Origin of the sequence: Belliella marina (assembly GCF_042682445.1) — a bacterium.
Classification (GTDB): Bacteria; Bacteroidota; Bacteroidia; order Cytophagales; family Cyclobacteriaceae; genus Belliella; species Belliella marina.
On sequence record NZ_JBHUHR010000015.1, the window covers coordinates 339340 to 354967 of the forward strand.

Consider the following 15628-nt stretch of genomic DNA (forward strand, 5'->3'; position numbering starts at 1 on the left):
GTTATTATTTCAACAAGCCCATCTTCGTCATAAAATCCCAAATCCCAATACCCAAAGTCACCGAGATATTCAAAGAGTGTTTTGTCCCCAACTGTGGGATCTCGATCACATGATCGGACGCTTTGAGTACTTCATCTTCAACCCCAAAAACCTCATTTCCAAAAACCAATGCATATTTTTTGTCAGAAATGGCTTCGAATTCATTCAACTTCACACTTCTATCCACTTGTTCAAAGGCGCAGATTTCATAACCACTGGCCTTTATTTCTTCCAAAGCTTCTAAGGTGGTTGCCTTATATTCCCAAGCCACAGATTCTGTAGCGCCAAGAGCTGTTTTTTGGATATCACGATGCGGCGGAGTACCGGTAATACCACAAAGATAAATCTTCCCAATCAAAAATGCATCGGAAGTCCTGAAAGCAGAACCAACATTATTCAAGCTTCGAATATTGTCCAAAACAATGATTATCGGACTTTTTTCGACTTCTTTGAACTCCTCCACCGAGAGCCGATTGAGCTCTTCCATGCTTAATTTTTTCATTGGGTTTTGTTTACCTTTCTTAATATTATAATTTCAAGCTTTCAAGCAGAATCAAAATTAGCATAAAGATTTAATTTAAGGTACAAAATGGCCAAAGCGAAGGTAACAGAAGTGAAGGAAACACCCTTGATGAAGCAATATAATGCAATCAAAGCAAAGCACCCGGGAGCATTGCTGCTCTTCAGGGTAGGGGATTTTTATGAGACTTTTGGAGAAGATGCCATCAAGGCAAGCAAAGTGCTTGATATCGTATTGACCAAGCGGGCAAATGGCTCCGCTTCCCACATTGAACTGGCTGGATTTCCGCACCACTCACTAGATAGCTACCTCCCTAAGCTTGTCCGTGCAGGTAACCGCGTGGCTATCTGCGACCAGCTCGAAGACCCCAAAGAAGTCAAGGGAATCGTCAAGAGAGGTGTCACGGAGCTTGTCACCCCAGGACTTTCATTCAACGACAATGTCCTGGACAAAAGAAGAAACAACTACCTTGCGTCCATCTATTTCGGGAAAGACACTTTGGGCATTGCATTCCTCGATCTCTCCACGGGAGAATTTATGTGTGCCGAAGGATCCCAGTCATATATCGAAAAATTACTCCAAAGCTTTAGCCCTTCTGAAGTCATCTATTCTAAAACTGCCAAATCTAGGGCAGCAGAGATTCTCAAAGACAATTTTTCCACCTTCCATTGCGAAGATTGGGTGTATCAGTATGATTACACCTATGAAAAACTCACCAATCACTTTGCCACAAACAACCTGAAGGGATTTGGGATAGAAACATTGGAGCATGGAATCATCGCTGCCGGAGCGGTACTATTCTACCTGGAAGAAACAGAGCATAAAGAGGTGAAACATATCGCTGCGATCTCCAGAATTGCCGAAGAGAGGTATGTTTGGCTGGATAAATTCACCATTCGAAACCTGGAATTGGTATATCCACAACAAGATGGAGGGATCCCCCTGATTTCTATTTTGGACCATACCGTGACACCGATGGGATCACGGATGATGAAGAAGTGGATGGTTCTCCCCCTGAAAGAAAAGGAACCGATAGAAGAAAGACTTAAGGTAGTAGAACACTTTTTTACAAAAAGAGAATTGTCGGAAGAAATCCTAAACCACCTCAAGCAGATCGGTGATTTGGAAAGGTTGATTTCAAAAGTTGCGGTAGGAAGGATCAATCCGCGGGAAATGAATCAGCTCAAAAAAGCACTGAAGAACACCCTGCCAATCAAAGAACTCCTGAAAAAATCTTCCAATGCATCCCTCAAGAAACTTGCAGACCAAGTCAATCCATGTGAATTTTTATTGGAGAAAATCGAAAGGGAACTCCAAGAAGATGCCCCAATGCTCACCCATCAGGGAAACATCATCAAAGATGGTGTGGATGCTGAATTGGACGAGTACAGAGGACTTGCCAATACAGGAAAAGACTATTTGGTACAGTTGCAGCAACGAGAGGTTCAGAGAACAGGGATTTCCTCTTTGAAGATAGCTTTCAACAAGGTCTTTGGCTATTATCTTGAAGTCACCAATTCCCACAAAGACAAAGTGCCTGAAGAGTGGATCAGGAAACAGACCTTGGTCAATGCCGAGAGGTACATTACCCCTGAACTGAAGGAATACGAAGAAAAGATCCTCAACGCTGAGGAAAGGATGATTGCCATCGAGCAGAAGTATTTCTTGGCTTTGGTTCAGGATGCATCCGAATACGTCATCCAAATCCAGCAGAATGCCAGAATCCTTGCTTCTGTAGACAGTTTGCTTTCTTTTGCCTCCGTAGCGATAAGCAACAACTACTGCAAACCGAAAATATCTGACACAGACACTCTGGAGATCAAAGACGGTAGGCATCCAGTGATCGAAAAACAATTGCCTGTAGGGGAAGCTTACGTACCCAATGATATCTATCTGGACAATGACACCCAACAGATCATCATCATCACAGGACCTAACATGGCAGGTAAATCCGCACTCCTGAGACAGACAGCCTTGATCGTGTTGATGGCCCAGATGGGAAGTTTTGTGCCAGCTACATTTGCCAGGATTGGGATTATAGACAAGGTTTTCACCCGGGTAGGAGCTTCGGACAACTTGGCAAAAGGAGAATCTACATTCATGGTAGAAATGACCGAAACAGCAAGTATCCTAAACAACCTTTCGGATAGAAGTCTGGTACTGATGGATGAAATCGGACGTGGTACATCCACCTATGATGGGATTTCCATTGCTTGGTCTATCGTGGAATTTTTGCACAACCATCCAAAGTCACGAGCAAAAACACTTTTCGCCACACACTATCATGAACTGAACCAGTTGGCGGAGGATTTTCCCAAAATCAAAAACTTCAATGTCTCTGTAAAGGAAGTTGGCAATAAAGTCATCTTTATGCGAAAACTGAAAGAAGGGGGAAGTGAACACAGTTTTGGTATCCATGTAGCCCAAATGGCCGGAATGCCAAACCCAGTTGTGTTAAGAGCCTCTGAGATCATGGTACACCTTGAAAAGGACAAAGATCTCAACGAGCAAAAGGAGAAAATTAAGGACATGCCAAAAAACAACTATCAGCTTTCCCTATTTGAGATGGACCCTAAATACAAAGAGGCCAAAGAAATGCTGGATCAGATCGACATCAACACCATTTCACCAGTTGAGGCATTGCTAAAACTAAATGAAATAAAAAAGAAGTTGGAAAACTAAATACGGTAGAGATTTTGGGAGATATGAATATCCCCTTTGGTACCAGTAGCCACTTAGAATAATGTGTTCTTCTAATTTAAAACGGCAGTTGGCTACTGGTTTCATTGCGGATAACCATATGATGCAAAGAGATAATATGAAAAATAAAGAAACTATTTTCTTTCAGTTCAATTTATCTGTATAAACATATAATAAGCTGTTTGGCTTGTTATATACATTAAAATCATGTTTATTTGTTTAAAGGTGCTGTTTGCAGTTGGAAAACATTTATGGATAGATTTTTAAGAAAAAATTTAAAAAAGCAGAATTCCTATTCTGATTTTTTTACCGAGTGGAAAGAAAGAGAGTTCAACACCACCGATATTGATGAAGACAAATTGCTCAAAGACCTGGAAGCACTTAGTCAAAATCTGGGGATGAAGGAAGGTATCATCATAGGATGCTTTGACTACAGGGATTTGAGTTTGGCATTTTTCACCGACAATGTCGAGGACATCATGGGCTACCCAAATTCATTTTTCCGAAACAAGGGCATGGAGGCAGTATTGACAATGTTGCACCCTGAGGATGTCCCTGAACTGGCAAAATTTCAAAAAATCGTTTTGGATTTATTACAGGGGTTAAAACGGGAAGAAATGGAAACTTTTGAATTTACCTATACCGTCCGTTGGGTTCATTACAGAACCAAAGAAATAAAATGGTTTGCGTCAAAAGTAAGACCTTACTTGATAGACAAAAACAAGAATGTGGTTTTCGACCTCCACATAGTAGTCCATTTGGTCAATCCCCCACAAGTGAATAATTTCGATTGGAGCTATTCCTACACCTCCCAAGATGGAGATAAAATCCATGCCTCCAAAAGGGATCCAAACAGGGTCAACTTCAAGTTGACAAAAAAAGAGCGGGAGATCTCCAATATGATTTTGGAAGGGAAAAACTCTCAAGAAATCGCCACGAAGCTAAACATTTCGAAAAACACAGTGAATACCCATCGGAAAAATATCTTCAAAAAGCTAAAAGCAAAAAACACTGCTGAATTGATGAAAATTTTATTGACAACATCAATAGATTAATTTCCTGATTATCAACAACAGAAGTTCAAGACTGTTAAATATTGGATTTTTTTTACCGTATCGTTTTGCAAATAAGGAAAACTGATATACCTTTGCACACACAAAAGACGGAGATAAAAGATCAAAGTCAAAAACATACACAAATGCGAGAGTAGCTCAGCTGGTAGAGCACGACCTTGCCAAGGTCGGGGTCGCGAGTTCGAATCTCGTCTCTCGCTCAAAAAGCCCTTCTTTAAGGGCTTTGTTGTTTATAAGTAGCTCCGGCATACGCCGAAGTGAAGCCGGGATGGTGGAATTGGTAGACACGCAAGACTTAAAATCTTGTGGCTTCACGGCCGTGCGGGTTCGATTCCCGCTCCTGGTACAAAGACCTCGTAGAAATACGGGGTCTTTGTTTTTTAACACACATTAAAACCTTGTGGCTCCACAGCCGTGCAGGCCTGTCTGCCACCAGGTAAATTCGATCCCCATTCCTGGCACAAAAACCTTATAGAAATACGGTTTTTTTGTTTTATATTAGATTATGTTTTTTGTATACGCAATATCAAGTATTAGAAGAAAATATATCTATGCAGGACTAACTTCAAATCTCGAAGACAGAATTCACAGACATAACTCAGGATACGAAAAAACAACCAAGCCTTATGCCCCATTTAGCATCATCTATTCTAAAACTTTTTTGACAAGGCCTGAAGCTAGAGAACATGAAAAATTTTTGAAATCAACTCCCGGTAAAAGATTTCTTTATTCCTTGCCCTAATCTTGTGGCTTCACGGCCGTGCGGACCTGTCTGCCGCCAGGTAGACCTGTCTGCCGTTGACTGGTAGGCCTGTCTGCCGCCAGGTAGATTCGATTCCCGCTCTTGGTACAAAGACCTCGTAGAAATACGGGGTTTTTGTTTTTTAATATTTTTCTAATATCAATACTAATTCAGTTTTGGTATCTTTAAACAATGATGCAAGCAAAGATATTAGTTGTTGAAGACGATGTCCGTCTAGCTTCACTGTTGCAGCGGGGACTGGAAGAATCCGGGATGCAAGTTCTCTTGGCCTATGATGGAGAACTTGCATTGAAACTGTTCGAAAACACCATGCCGGATCTGGTCATCACCGACCTTATCCTTCCCAAAATCAATGGGCTAGACTTATGCAAGCACCTCAGGAACAAGCATCCCCAAACCCCCATCATCATGCTGACAGCCCTGGGCACCACCGACGACAAGCTCGAAGGATTCGATGCTGGCGCCGATGACTATTTGGTAAAACCCTTTGACTTCAGGGAGCTGCATGCACGCATCAAAACCCTCCTCAAAAGAACCCAAGCTGTAAATAGCATTAGCTATACCAATGAATTGGTTTATGCTGATCTAAAAATAGACCTTCAGGTAAAGAAAGTCTTCCGAAAAGACCAAGAGATCACCTTGACCCCCAAAGAATTCAACCTACTTGCCTTTCTGGTAAAGAATCCGGACAGGGTTCTTTCCAGAGAAGAGATCGCGCAAGAAGTCTGGGGAGTGAACTTTGACACTGGGACAAATTTCATTGATGTCTACATCAACTATATCCGAAAAAAAGTTGACAAACCATTTGATGAAAAACTGATCCATACGCGTCCCGGAATGGGTTTTATATTGCAACGATCATGAATATCCAACAACGCATTACTTTTCTTTTTACTGCGGTGAGTGCTGGGATCCTCGCACTTTTTATGGCAGTTGTATACTTTTCCGCCTCCCAAAACAGAGCGAATGAATTCTACAATATCCTTGAAAAAGAAGCTATTACAAAAGCAAACCTGCTATTGGAAACGCAACTTGACGCCGAAACATTGCAAACCATCTACAAGAACAACCGAGAAATACTCTATGAAGTAGAAGCCGCAATATACGATGACAACATGAGCTTGATCTACCATGATGCAGTGAGTATCGACTTTGTGAAGGAAACCCCTGAAATGCTTGCTGAAATATTAAAAAAGGGAAAAATCCAATTTGTCCAAAAGGAATGGCAGGTAGTTGGAATAGTCTACAATTTTGACGGCAAACCATTTATCGTAACAGCAGCAGCCTTTGATGGATATGGATTCAGCAAACTGAAAAACCTCCAAACGACTATGCTGCTGGCATTTTTCTCTGGACTCCTATTGATTTTTGTAACAGGAAAGTACTTCTCCAAAAGATCCCTAATCCCGCTTTCCAAAATGTCTGATGAAGCAAAAAAAATCTCCGCCAGCAACCTGGACTTGAGGCTAAAAGAAGGGAATGATGAAATTGGTCTTTTGGCAACAACCTTCAATGCCATGCTCAAAAGACTCGAGAGTTCATTCGAATCACAAAAGCAGTTTGTCTCTTACCTAGCCCATGAATTCCGCACACCATTGGCCATTATTATCGGTGAAATCGAGTTGAGCCTATCCAAAGAACGGTCAGTGGCCGATTACAAAACCACCCTGCAAACCATACTTGACGACTCCAAAAAGATTGCAAAGCTTTCGGAGAACTTTTTGGATCTCGCGAAAGCCGGCTATGACAAATCAGAAGTAAAATTCAAAGCGGTCAGACTGGATGAATGCCTCATCGAAGCCAGCCATAAGCTCCAAAAAAACCATCCTGACTTTAGGGTAGAAATGGATGTTCCGGAAGGGTTGGAAGAAGAAATGATTACAATCCAGGGAAATGAATACCTCCTTAGCGCAGCTTTTAAAAACCTCATTGAAAATGCATGCAAATTCTCGGAAAACAAGTATTGTCTCATCAAGATTTGTTCGAAAAACTCCCGCCCTACCCTGACTTTCACAGACCAAGGAATCGGTATTCCAGAGGCAGATTTACCAAAAATATTCTCCCCCTTCTTTAGGGGAAACAACACTCTTTTTGCTGAAGGTAGCGGCATTGGGTTGTTTTTGGTAGAGAAGATTATCCTACTTCACAATGGAAAAACCCATGTTTCTTCGGAAATCGAAAAAGGGACTACTGTAACATTGGAATTCTAACCCTTCCATTATTCTAATGGGATTCTAATTTTTTTCTAACCACTCCCTAAAGAGCCTTTCGGGTCTACAGTTTTACTTTTGCATCGTCCAATAGGGAAAATATGAAAAAGCTATTACTCATTTCTTTTGTGCTTATAGGGGTAAACTCATTTGCACAAGAAGCAACCATCGGAATCGGAGCCCCCGATGGCCACAAAAACACAGACCGTCTTTCAATCCTGGATACCATCAGCCTGCCATTTGAATTGTCAGACGACAAAAAACTGTCTCGTGAAGACATTCTCAATAAAAAGGAAGGCTTTTTTGTAACGGGTTTGCCGAGATTTGAGTTTGACCCAATCCGTGGTTTCGGCATAGGAGGAAATGTGTTTTTCTTCCAAAACAAAACCAAAGAAGATCCATTCTTTTATTATACCCCTTATAGATACAGCATCAACACAGAATTTTTTGTCTTTGAAAATGGCAGAATTAGGGCTGCCGTCAATTTGGATATCCCATATATCTTCAACTCAAAATGGAGATTTAGGGCAGACGCAGTAATCTGGGAAGACCCCAATGCCCAATATTGGGGAATAGGAAGGCAATCTTTGGATAAACTTGGCTTTCAGGATAAATCCACAGGCGCGGAAGCAGGGGTACGTCAGTTTAACCGTGTAAATGAATACGAGGACAATTTAAGCTTGGCTGTTCCAGGAAATGGCGGAAGACTTCAGACGGATACGCATTACAATCAATTTCTCCAAAGAGAATTGCTTTTCAACGCACTTGGGGAAAGGGTAGAGATGGGAGGAAAACTACGGTTGCTGTTCGGCTACGAGGCACTTTTCACAGCCTTTGAAGATTATTCAGGAAAGCTAGCAGAAGAGGCTTTCTTAGCTGACGGCACTGAAGTTGAAGCTATACAGCGTCAAACTTTGGTCAACAGACAGATTAATGACGGCACTTGGCAAAGATTCAACCTTTCGGGATTTTCAGAAGGCTATAAGTTTACATCTATGTTGGCCGCCGCACTGATCTATGACACCAGAGACTTGGAGCCTGACCCATCCAAAGGACTATTTTTGCAGTACTCCCACGAATACTCCGCACCTTGGTTGGGATCTGATTTCAATTTCAACAAATTCATGGTTCAGGGTCAATTTATTCACACTTTCCACCGATGGAAAAACAACCGAAACAGACTTACATTTGCAGGATTGGCAGCATTTGGACATATCTATGGCCCAAACATCAACTTTATAGAAATGTGGGACCTTTCTTCCCAAGCTGAAGCAGGGGGAATCCTCGTCCTTGGTGGTGGCAGATCTTTGAGAGGCTATAGAGAAGCCAGATTCATGGCTCCCACTGTAGGCTTGGTAAATTTGGAAATGCGTGCCAGGCTGCATGACTTCAATGCTTTCAATCAGCACTTTGCCCTTGGTGTGACGCCATTCTATGACTTTGGTACAGTATGGGAAGGGTTGACCGATATACAGCTTAACAATTTCAGGGGAGCTCCAGGTATAGGGGGAAGAATCGCCTGGAACCAATCTACCATACTCCGTTTGGATTATGCACAAAGTAGAGAAGGCGGCCAGTTTTTCTTTGGTTTTGGACATATATTCTAAAAGCCAACAACAAGACTCCAAAAACCAAAATAGCCCGACTCTATCAAAGTCGGGCTATTTTAATTTGTCAAAAGAAAGAATATCTACTTGGTCTGAAACCCAACCCTAGCCAAATTCACAGTACCAGATGGAGCATCCATGATAGCTACAGTATTAAGCGTTTTTAGATTCCTTACATGGATCTTCGTTTTGTCTGCCTCTAATACATAAAGAAAGTTCTCAGAAGCTGTCAAAACCGGATTTTCTTCATTCATCATCCTGTAATGCTCCAACTCATCCCCAGCTTTTCTGGCTCCAGCATTTACATTTTCCGCTACAGTCACCGGTTTGGAAGCCAACTCAATTCCTGAGGTGGTGTCAAACACCTTAACCACGTTATCCTTCGTCTGAACAATCAAGTGGCCGCCATCTGCACTTAGCAAATAGGTCTTGATATTGTTTGACAAGAATATTGGTTTGATGGTATTGGCAATGGGATCAATCTCAAAAATACCTTGCTGGCTCGCATAACCGTAGAATTTGCTGATATTGTCATTACCCTTAATCGTCCCCATCCAGTTGCCGGAAGTAGATTCCAACGGGCTTGGATTGGCTATCAATTTGATTTGGTCATCTGCTCCTGCCACAACCACACCTTCGGTAGCTCCAAATACTGCAAAATCACCATTGGATGCATCTCCATGAATTCCCGTGACAGACACCTCTTCATTTTCAGAAATCAAGTCACCGGATAAGTCCAATAATTTCACCCGTTGTGGGAGCGATCCTTCTGTCCCTTCGTCTTTGAAAGTCACTGCAAGTTTATTGCCCTTCAACCATGTCGCTGCCCCATGGTGCACACCATTCCCAAGACCAGAAATAATCGTTGGGGTAAAGCTTGGGGTTTCCATATTGGTTTCTCTTGCCAATGTCACACTTCCATCTCCATCATTGAAGATGACAATATTCCCAGAAGTCGAAGAAAAGTGGGTTGGCAACGGAGCTACTGCTGTCGCAGACAACCATTTTGGACTATAAGCATGTCCGTGGTCACTGTGGTTCTCCAATCCCGAATCGAAAAACCTAACATTACCCTCTGCTCTTTCCATAGATACAATGTATCTACCAGATGAAGTTACATAGTTAGCACTTGTAGTACTGAAAGCAGGAAGGTCAGGCTGGGCGAATTCTTCAGAAACAGGATTCAACAAACCCAGCTTAGAATTTTCATTCCACAAAGCCAATCTGACCCATTCACTTTCCGTTTCCCCAAAATTCGGCTCTTCTACAATAGGATCCTCTTTCTCCTGGCATCCAATCAACGATGCAAACAATAGTGCACTCGCAAATGCATAATACTTTTTCATAAATCTTTTTCTTGCAAAAGTATGTTTCCATTCCCTTATATGCAACATTGTTGCATTTAATTTTTCTATTGCTTTAAGTTAAACACCTTATTCTTCTCAATTTTTCCGATGAATGTGACAAAAGTCAAAGCAAGTCTTCCTTTTGCCTCAATTTGGACATGTGAATCACTATTGAAACTTTGGTGGATTGACACAGATGACAGAATAAACCATACTATTGAGTATGATCATCCAAGCCATGTTAGAACTCAAAAGAATATTATCCAACTAACCCCAAAAAACATTTAAAACTATAAATCACTTTTTTTGGAAAATCATGGAAATTTACAAAAGAGATCAAAATGGAGTTATGGCACCAAAAAGTGACTTAAATTTTTTAAAAAGTTTTATTTGGAAAATTTAACAAAATCTAATAAGTTAGTTTTATGGATTTAAGTATGATACATAGAACAATTCTGTTTTCTGCATTTTTCGTGTTGTTTTATAACACAAACTGTTATTCTCAGGAAAGAGTAATAACACCATTAAACGAGCACTTTTTCGCAGTTAATGAAGGTAGTGATGATCATCATTACAACAAAATTGAGAGCACTTCAAAAACAGGTGAGTCAATAGAGAAAATCTACAACCTAGAAAATAAGTTAATAGCTTTTAAAAAAGCTAGGACTGCAGATTCTTTAGGTACTAGAATTTTTATTGAAGTAGAACAAAAATTTTCTTTGACAGGAAAATTGGAACAAAGCAGATTAAAATATTCAAATTCTGATTCAACACGTATATTTGTTATTGTTGAGGAGGAAATTATTTTAGATCTCCACTGCCAAACTAAAGACAAATGTGAGGGAATCTATATACAAACAACTGGGGAAGAAGAATTTGTAGATAGGAATATATTCCACCCAAGTTTTACTAGCTATAAGTTATGGGAAAAATTTTTGCTTAATAATTTAACTTATCCTCTGGTTGCAAGAATAGGTGGTCATCAAGGAAAAGTATTTGTAGGAATAAAGATCGATCATACAGGAGAATTATCAGAAATTAAATTCATGAATTCACATGAAACACACTCTTCCTTGAAGAAAGAAGTAGAAAGAATCCTGAGAAAGTATAAAGGAGGGTTTATCCCAGCAAGAAGTATAGATGGGCAATATATATCAGCTTGGATGTATTTCCCTGTAAAGTTTTCCTTAGGTTAAAATTTAGAAAAATATGAATATTTAAATTCTCGTTGCCTATAATTCTCCACAATCGCCAAATGCTCAACATGACAAGAAGTATATGTGGTGATTCTGCCAAAATCTTCAATCAAGGTCTTTTTCCCAAACTCTTTGGTTTCAATAATCTTCCCCACTCTGTTTGGCCACTGATTGCTTCTTCCAATTGTATGGCGGCACACCTTTCAATATAACCTGATATAAATCATGGAAAAAAATAGTTAAACATTAGTCTAGAAATTTTTATTATCGTAATATTGCAATATAATAGTCGTCGAAATAAAACTTCACTGAATATGCTTTACCACGGTAAACAGGTTCTCAAAATACAATTGAAACAAGGTAGAAACATGTCTCTGCCTCATTGTAGATAAGTTTGGCGAAATAGAATGAAGTAATGAAAAAACAAACTTATAACGAAAAAAATTGGAATTAGAATTGTGACCTCCTTAGTCTCTGATTTTAGAAAAGGTTGCTGATAACAAACTATTTCAACATTATTTCTACTCTATTTCAGGACTTGACTCTCCGAATATAACATCTGAGCGGGCTTTACTTCTTGTCTCTAAAATTTTATTTCTAGCATCTCGCTTCTAACCTCTAAATGTCTCAAAAATGGGTGTTACCAAATCTGACTTATTCACCGAAAAGCAAAACGAATTGGCAAAAATCGCCAAAGTCTTTGCTCATCCTGCAAGAATAGCCATTCTTGAATATTTGATTCAATCTGATACCTGTATCAATGGAGATTTGGTTCAGGAACTAGGGCTTGCCCAAGCGACTATCTCCCAACACTTACGCGAACTCAAAGAAACCGGCCTGATCAAGGGAAGCATCGAAGGGGTAACAGTATGCTATTGCATCGATCCTATCCGCTGGACAGAAGTACAAAACCTCTTTCAAGAGCTGTTTGGTGGCTTTCCGAAGATCTCTGGATGCTGCTGAATAGATGTGAGATATTAGATTTGAGACATTAGAGGTTAGGCTTTGATGGTCGCAATTTCAAGTATCCCATCACATTCCAGTTTAAATAAATTTATCAAGTTCATTTAAAATATATCGTGAGTCAAAGACAGAGCTATAAATTCAAAAGTCTCATGTCTAGCGTCTCATATCTAAAATCTAAAAAAAATGAAAACCTCAGAATTTACCCAAATCCTACGAGAAAACCCTGAAAAGGCACTTTTCTTCGAATATCAATCAGGTCAATATGTGAGAACTGACTACCACATCACCGAGATCAAGAATGTCAATTATGATACCGTGGACTGCGGTGGCATCCGCAACCAGTGGTCAGAAGTACATATCCAGCTATGGGAAAACGAAATTCCTGAACCAGATCATGCTGTGGATAGTAGCAAAGCCTTGAAAATCTTTGAGGTAGTCAACAAAGTGAGGGAAACCTTTCCAGATACTGAAATCAAATTCGAATACGGTAACTCCCTTTTCCCGACTGCTGTGCTTCCTATCCACAATATCAAGGACACTGGAAATGCCTTGATCGTACAACTAACACCTGACCAAACGACCTGCAAAGCCAAAGACAGAGCTACCACTCCAGAAGAAAAAGCTGCTGCCTGCTGTGGTCCAGTATCCGAAAAACCAAAAGTCAGAGTTTCCCTAGCATCCCTTCAGACCGCCAATAGCTGCGAACCTGGAGCGGGTTGCTGCTAAGTCATTGAACAAAGTACCAAGTACGATGTACAAAGTATCGGAGACCTCTTGGTACTTTGTACTTCATACATTGTACATCAAAAACTCCATATGAACATATACCTAACACTCCAAGCAATCATCGAAAAAGCGCAAGCACTTCCAATTTCAGATGAGCGAAAAGCTGTCCTCCAAGTTCTGATTGATTATATCCAAAAGAAAATCGATCAAGGTCAGGAAATCAATCTGAATTATATCTGCACGCACAACTCCCGCAGAAGCCAATTTTCCCAAATTTGGGGAAAGGTAGCTGCTGCTTTTCACGGAATAGACATCAACTCTTACTCTGGTGGCGTAGAAGTAACTGCTTTCAACGAAAGAGCGGTAGAATCTATCAAAAGATTCGGATTCAAAGTCAGCAAAGAAGGAGTAGGCAATCCAAAATATTTTGTCCTATACTCAAACGATGAAAATCCGATTGTGGCATTCAGCAAAGTGTACGATGATGCAGCCAATGCACCAAAAGGCTTTGCTGCCATCATGACCTGTTCCCATGCAGATGAAAATTGTCCATTTATCCCAGGTGCAGAAGCCCGGATCCCAGTCAGATACGAAGACCCAAAAGCATTTGACGACACAGATCAAGAAGCGGAAAAATATGATGAAAGATCACTTCAGATAGGTTCGGAGATGCTCTTTGTATTCTCTCAAATCATGAAGAATTAAAATGGAAATGTACTTTGTGAAATACAATTGAAATATACTTCGTGAAATAAATTGAAATAGATATTATTGGATATTTGATCTGTGATATCTCCATCATATTTCAACCTTATTTCCATTTTATATCTACCATATTTCCACATTATATCTATTCTATTTCTAATACATCCTTATTCAATTAATGACCAATAATAATGTCAACAAATAAAAAAGAAATCGGTTTTTTTGAAAAGTACCTAACAGTCTGGGTTGCGCTATGCATAGGTGCTGGTATTCTGATTGGGCATTTGGCGGGTGAGGATATTACCTTTTTGTCGGATATGGAGATTTACAATGTCAACATTCCGATAGCGATATTGATCTGGTTGATGATCTACCCGATGATGTTGCAGATAGACTTTGGAAGTATCAAGGGAGTGGGAAAAGCTCCAAAAGGACTGATATTGACTTTGGTGATCAATTGGCTGATCAAACCATTTACCATGGCATTCTTTGCGTGGATATTCTTTGACAAGCTGTATTCTGCCTACATTGATCCAGAGCTGGCAGGAGAATATATAGCCGGAGCAATCCTATTAGGTGTGGCGCCTTGTACGGCGATGGTTTTTGTATGGTCTTACCTTACAGATGGTGATCCCAACTATACTTTGGTACAGGTTTCTGTCAATGACTTGATCATTTTGGTTGCATTTGTCCCATTGGTTGGCTTGCTACTAGGCATCACTGATATCACTATTCCTTATGGAACATTGGTCGCTTCCGTATTGATTTTTGTGGTTGTGCCATTGGTGGCGGGAGTAATTACAAGCAAAATAATGATCAGAAGCAAAGGTGAAGTGTGGTTTAAAAATGAATTTTTGCCAAAATTCAAACCAGTCAGCATCTTCGCATTATTGCTTACTTTAGTGCTTTTATTCGCCTTCCAGGGGCCAAATATCCTGAACAATCCATTGATTATTTTGCTGATTGCCATTCCACTGATCATCCAAACCTACTTTATTTTCTTTATCGCTTGGTTTGGTGGGCGTAAACTCAAGCTTCCCCACGCGATCTGTTCCCCGGCTGCGATGATAGGAGCAAGCAATTTCTTTGAATTGGCTGTTGCAGTGGCAATAGCTTTGTTCGGATTGCAAAGCCCAGCTGCTTTGGTGACTGTGGTGGGTGTATTGGTAGAGGTGCCGATTATGCTAAGCTTGGTGGCTTTGGCGAATAGGTGGAGGTATTAGGTAAAAGAAATATGCCTGATGCGAAATATACTTTCAGTGAAATATTGTTGAAATATAGCTGCGCTGAAATATATTGAAATAGAAATTGGTGGATATTTGATTTTCGATATTTCCATCAATTTTCAATAGTATTTCCATCCTATTTCCACTTTATATCAACCATATTACTACATTATTCCAATCACATTTCAATAAGTTATAAAACATCTAAAACTAAGAAAACGGCTTTTTTTAAAGTGCCTTATTTAATTCTTCAATCAAGCTTTCCAAGGAATAATCCACTTTACCACTTTTCTCACCTTCAACCAATGCATTCCGCAATGCCTCCAACTTTGTTTCTTTCTCCTCTAAAAGACGCAAAGCTGCCCGGACAGCCTCACTGGTAGATCCATATCTACCTTTTTGGATTTGTTTATTGATAAAATCCTCAAAATGACTACCCAATGTTATACTAGTGTTTTCAGCCATAATTTCAATTTTAACAATCAAATACACCAATAAATATTAATATTTGGTACATCAAAATCAATTGGAAAAGCTCTAAAAAGTGTGTC

At 40.1% G+C, this 15628-nt stretch carries 14 protein-coding genes and 2 tRNA genes; 13 read left to right on the plus strand and 3 right to left on the minus strand.

Translation table 11 applies throughout. The features are described 5' to 3' along the window. Nucleotides 1-4 precede the first annotated feature (4 nt). Nucleotides 5-541 (minus strand): RNA methyltransferase, encoded by a 537-nt coding sequence (locus ACFSKL_RS05775; RefSeq protein ID WP_376884293.1) that lies wholly within the window; start codon nt 539-541, stop codon nt 5-7. A gap of 87 nt (nt 542-628) precedes the next feature. Here ACFSKL_RS05775 and mutS point away from each other — a divergent pair, with 87 nt between their 5' ends. The 8 genes from mutS (at nt 629) to omp85 (ending at nt 8912) form a co-directional block, all read left to right on the plus strand. After that, nucleotides 629-3241, plus strand: a complete 2613-nt coding sequence (gene mutS / locus ACFSKL_RS05780; RefSeq protein ID WP_376884296.1) for a DNA mismatch repair protein MutS — start codon at nt 629-631, stop codon at nt 3239-3241. Between the two features lie 269 nt (nt 3242-3510). Next, nucleotides 3511-4314: a helix-turn-helix transcriptional regulator gene (locus ACFSKL_RS05785; protein WP_376884298.1), complete on the plus strand. Its 804-nt coding sequence runs from the start codon at nt 3511-3513 to the stop codon at nt 4312-4314. 145 nt (nt 4315-4459) lie between these two features. Next, nucleotides 4460-4532 (plus strand) — tRNA-Gly (locus tag ACFSKL_RS05790). 62 nt (nt 4533-4594) lie between these two features. Further along, nucleotides 4595-4678, plus strand: a tRNA-Leu gene (locus tag ACFSKL_RS05795). Between the two features lie 159 nt (nt 4679-4837). Further along, nucleotides 4838-5074, plus strand: coding sequence for a GIY-YIG nuclease family protein (locus tag ACFSKL_RS05800; protein WP_376884300.1), 237 nt, complete (start codon nt 4838-4840; stop codon nt 5072-5074). Between the two features lie 195 nt (nt 5075-5269). Then, nucleotides 5270-5959 carry a response regulator transcription factor gene (locus ACFSKL_RS05805; RefSeq protein ID WP_376884675.1) on the plus strand — a complete coding sequence of 230 codons (690 nt, stop codon included), beginning with the start codon at nt 5270-5272 and terminating at the stop codon, nt 5957-5959. Further along, nucleotides 5956-7305, plus strand: a complete 1350-nt coding sequence (locus ACFSKL_RS05810; protein WP_376884302.1) for an ATP-binding protein — start codon at nt 5956-5958, stop codon at nt 7303-7305. The genes ACFSKL_RS05805 and ACFSKL_RS05810 overlap by 4 nt, the downstream gene beginning before the upstream one ends. Before the next feature lie 101 nt (nt 7306-7406). After that, nucleotides 7407-8912: an Omp85 family outer membrane protein gene (gene omp85 / locus ACFSKL_RS05815; RefSeq protein ID WP_376884304.1), complete on the plus strand. Its 1506-nt coding sequence runs from the start codon at nt 7407-7409 to the stop codon at nt 8910-8912. A gap of 83 nt (nt 8913-8995) precedes the next feature. Here omp85 and ACFSKL_RS05820 read toward each other — a convergent pair whose 3' ends face one another. Beyond that, complete coding sequence (locus tag ACFSKL_RS05820) at nt 8996-10258, minus strand: hypothetical protein (RefSeq protein WP_376884306.1); 1263 nt, start codon at nt 10256-10258, stop codon at nt 8996-8998. 425 nt (nt 10259-10683) lie between these two features. On the opposite strand from ACFSKL_RS05820, the gene ACFSKL_RS05825 reads away from it, so the two are divergent. From ACFSKL_RS05825 to arsB, 5 genes are all read left to right on the plus strand, one after another. Continuing rightward, nucleotides 10684-11454 carry an energy transducer TonB gene (locus tag ACFSKL_RS05825; protein ID WP_376884307.1) on the plus strand — a complete coding sequence of 257 codons (771 nt, stop codon included), beginning with the start codon at nt 10684-10686 and terminating at the stop codon, nt 11452-11454. Between the two features lie 633 nt (nt 11455-12087). Continuing rightward, nucleotides 12088-12417, plus strand: coding sequence for an ArsR/SmtB family transcription factor (locus ACFSKL_RS05830; protein WP_376884309.1), 330 nt, complete (start codon nt 12088-12090; stop codon nt 12415-12417). A 186-nt stretch (nt 12418-12603) separates the two neighbouring features. Beyond that, nucleotides 12604-13146, plus strand: coding sequence for a DUF6428 family protein (locus tag ACFSKL_RS05835; RefSeq protein ID WP_376884311.1), 543 nt, complete (start codon nt 12604-12606; stop codon nt 13144-13146). 90 nt (nt 13147-13236) lie between these two features. After that, nucleotides 13237-13851, plus strand: coding sequence for a low molecular weight phosphatase family protein (locus ACFSKL_RS05840; RefSeq protein ID WP_376884313.1), 615 nt, complete (start codon nt 13237-13239; stop codon nt 13849-13851). 191 nt (nt 13852-14042) lie between these two features. Further along, on the plus strand, nt 14043-15074 hold the full coding sequence (gene arsB, locus ACFSKL_RS05845; protein ID WP_376884315.1) for an ACR3 family arsenite efflux transporter: 1032 nt from the start codon (nt 14043-14045) through the stop codon (nt 15072-15074). A gap of 231 nt (nt 15075-15305) precedes the next feature. Here arsB and ACFSKL_RS05850 read toward each other — a convergent pair whose 3' ends face one another. Continuing rightward, a complete protein-coding gene (locus tag ACFSKL_RS05850; protein WP_376884317.1) occupies nt 15306-15542 on the minus strand; it encodes a type II toxin-antitoxin system ParD family antitoxin in 237 nt (78 codons plus the stop codon). Between the last annotated feature and the right edge of the window lie 86 nt (nt 15543-15628).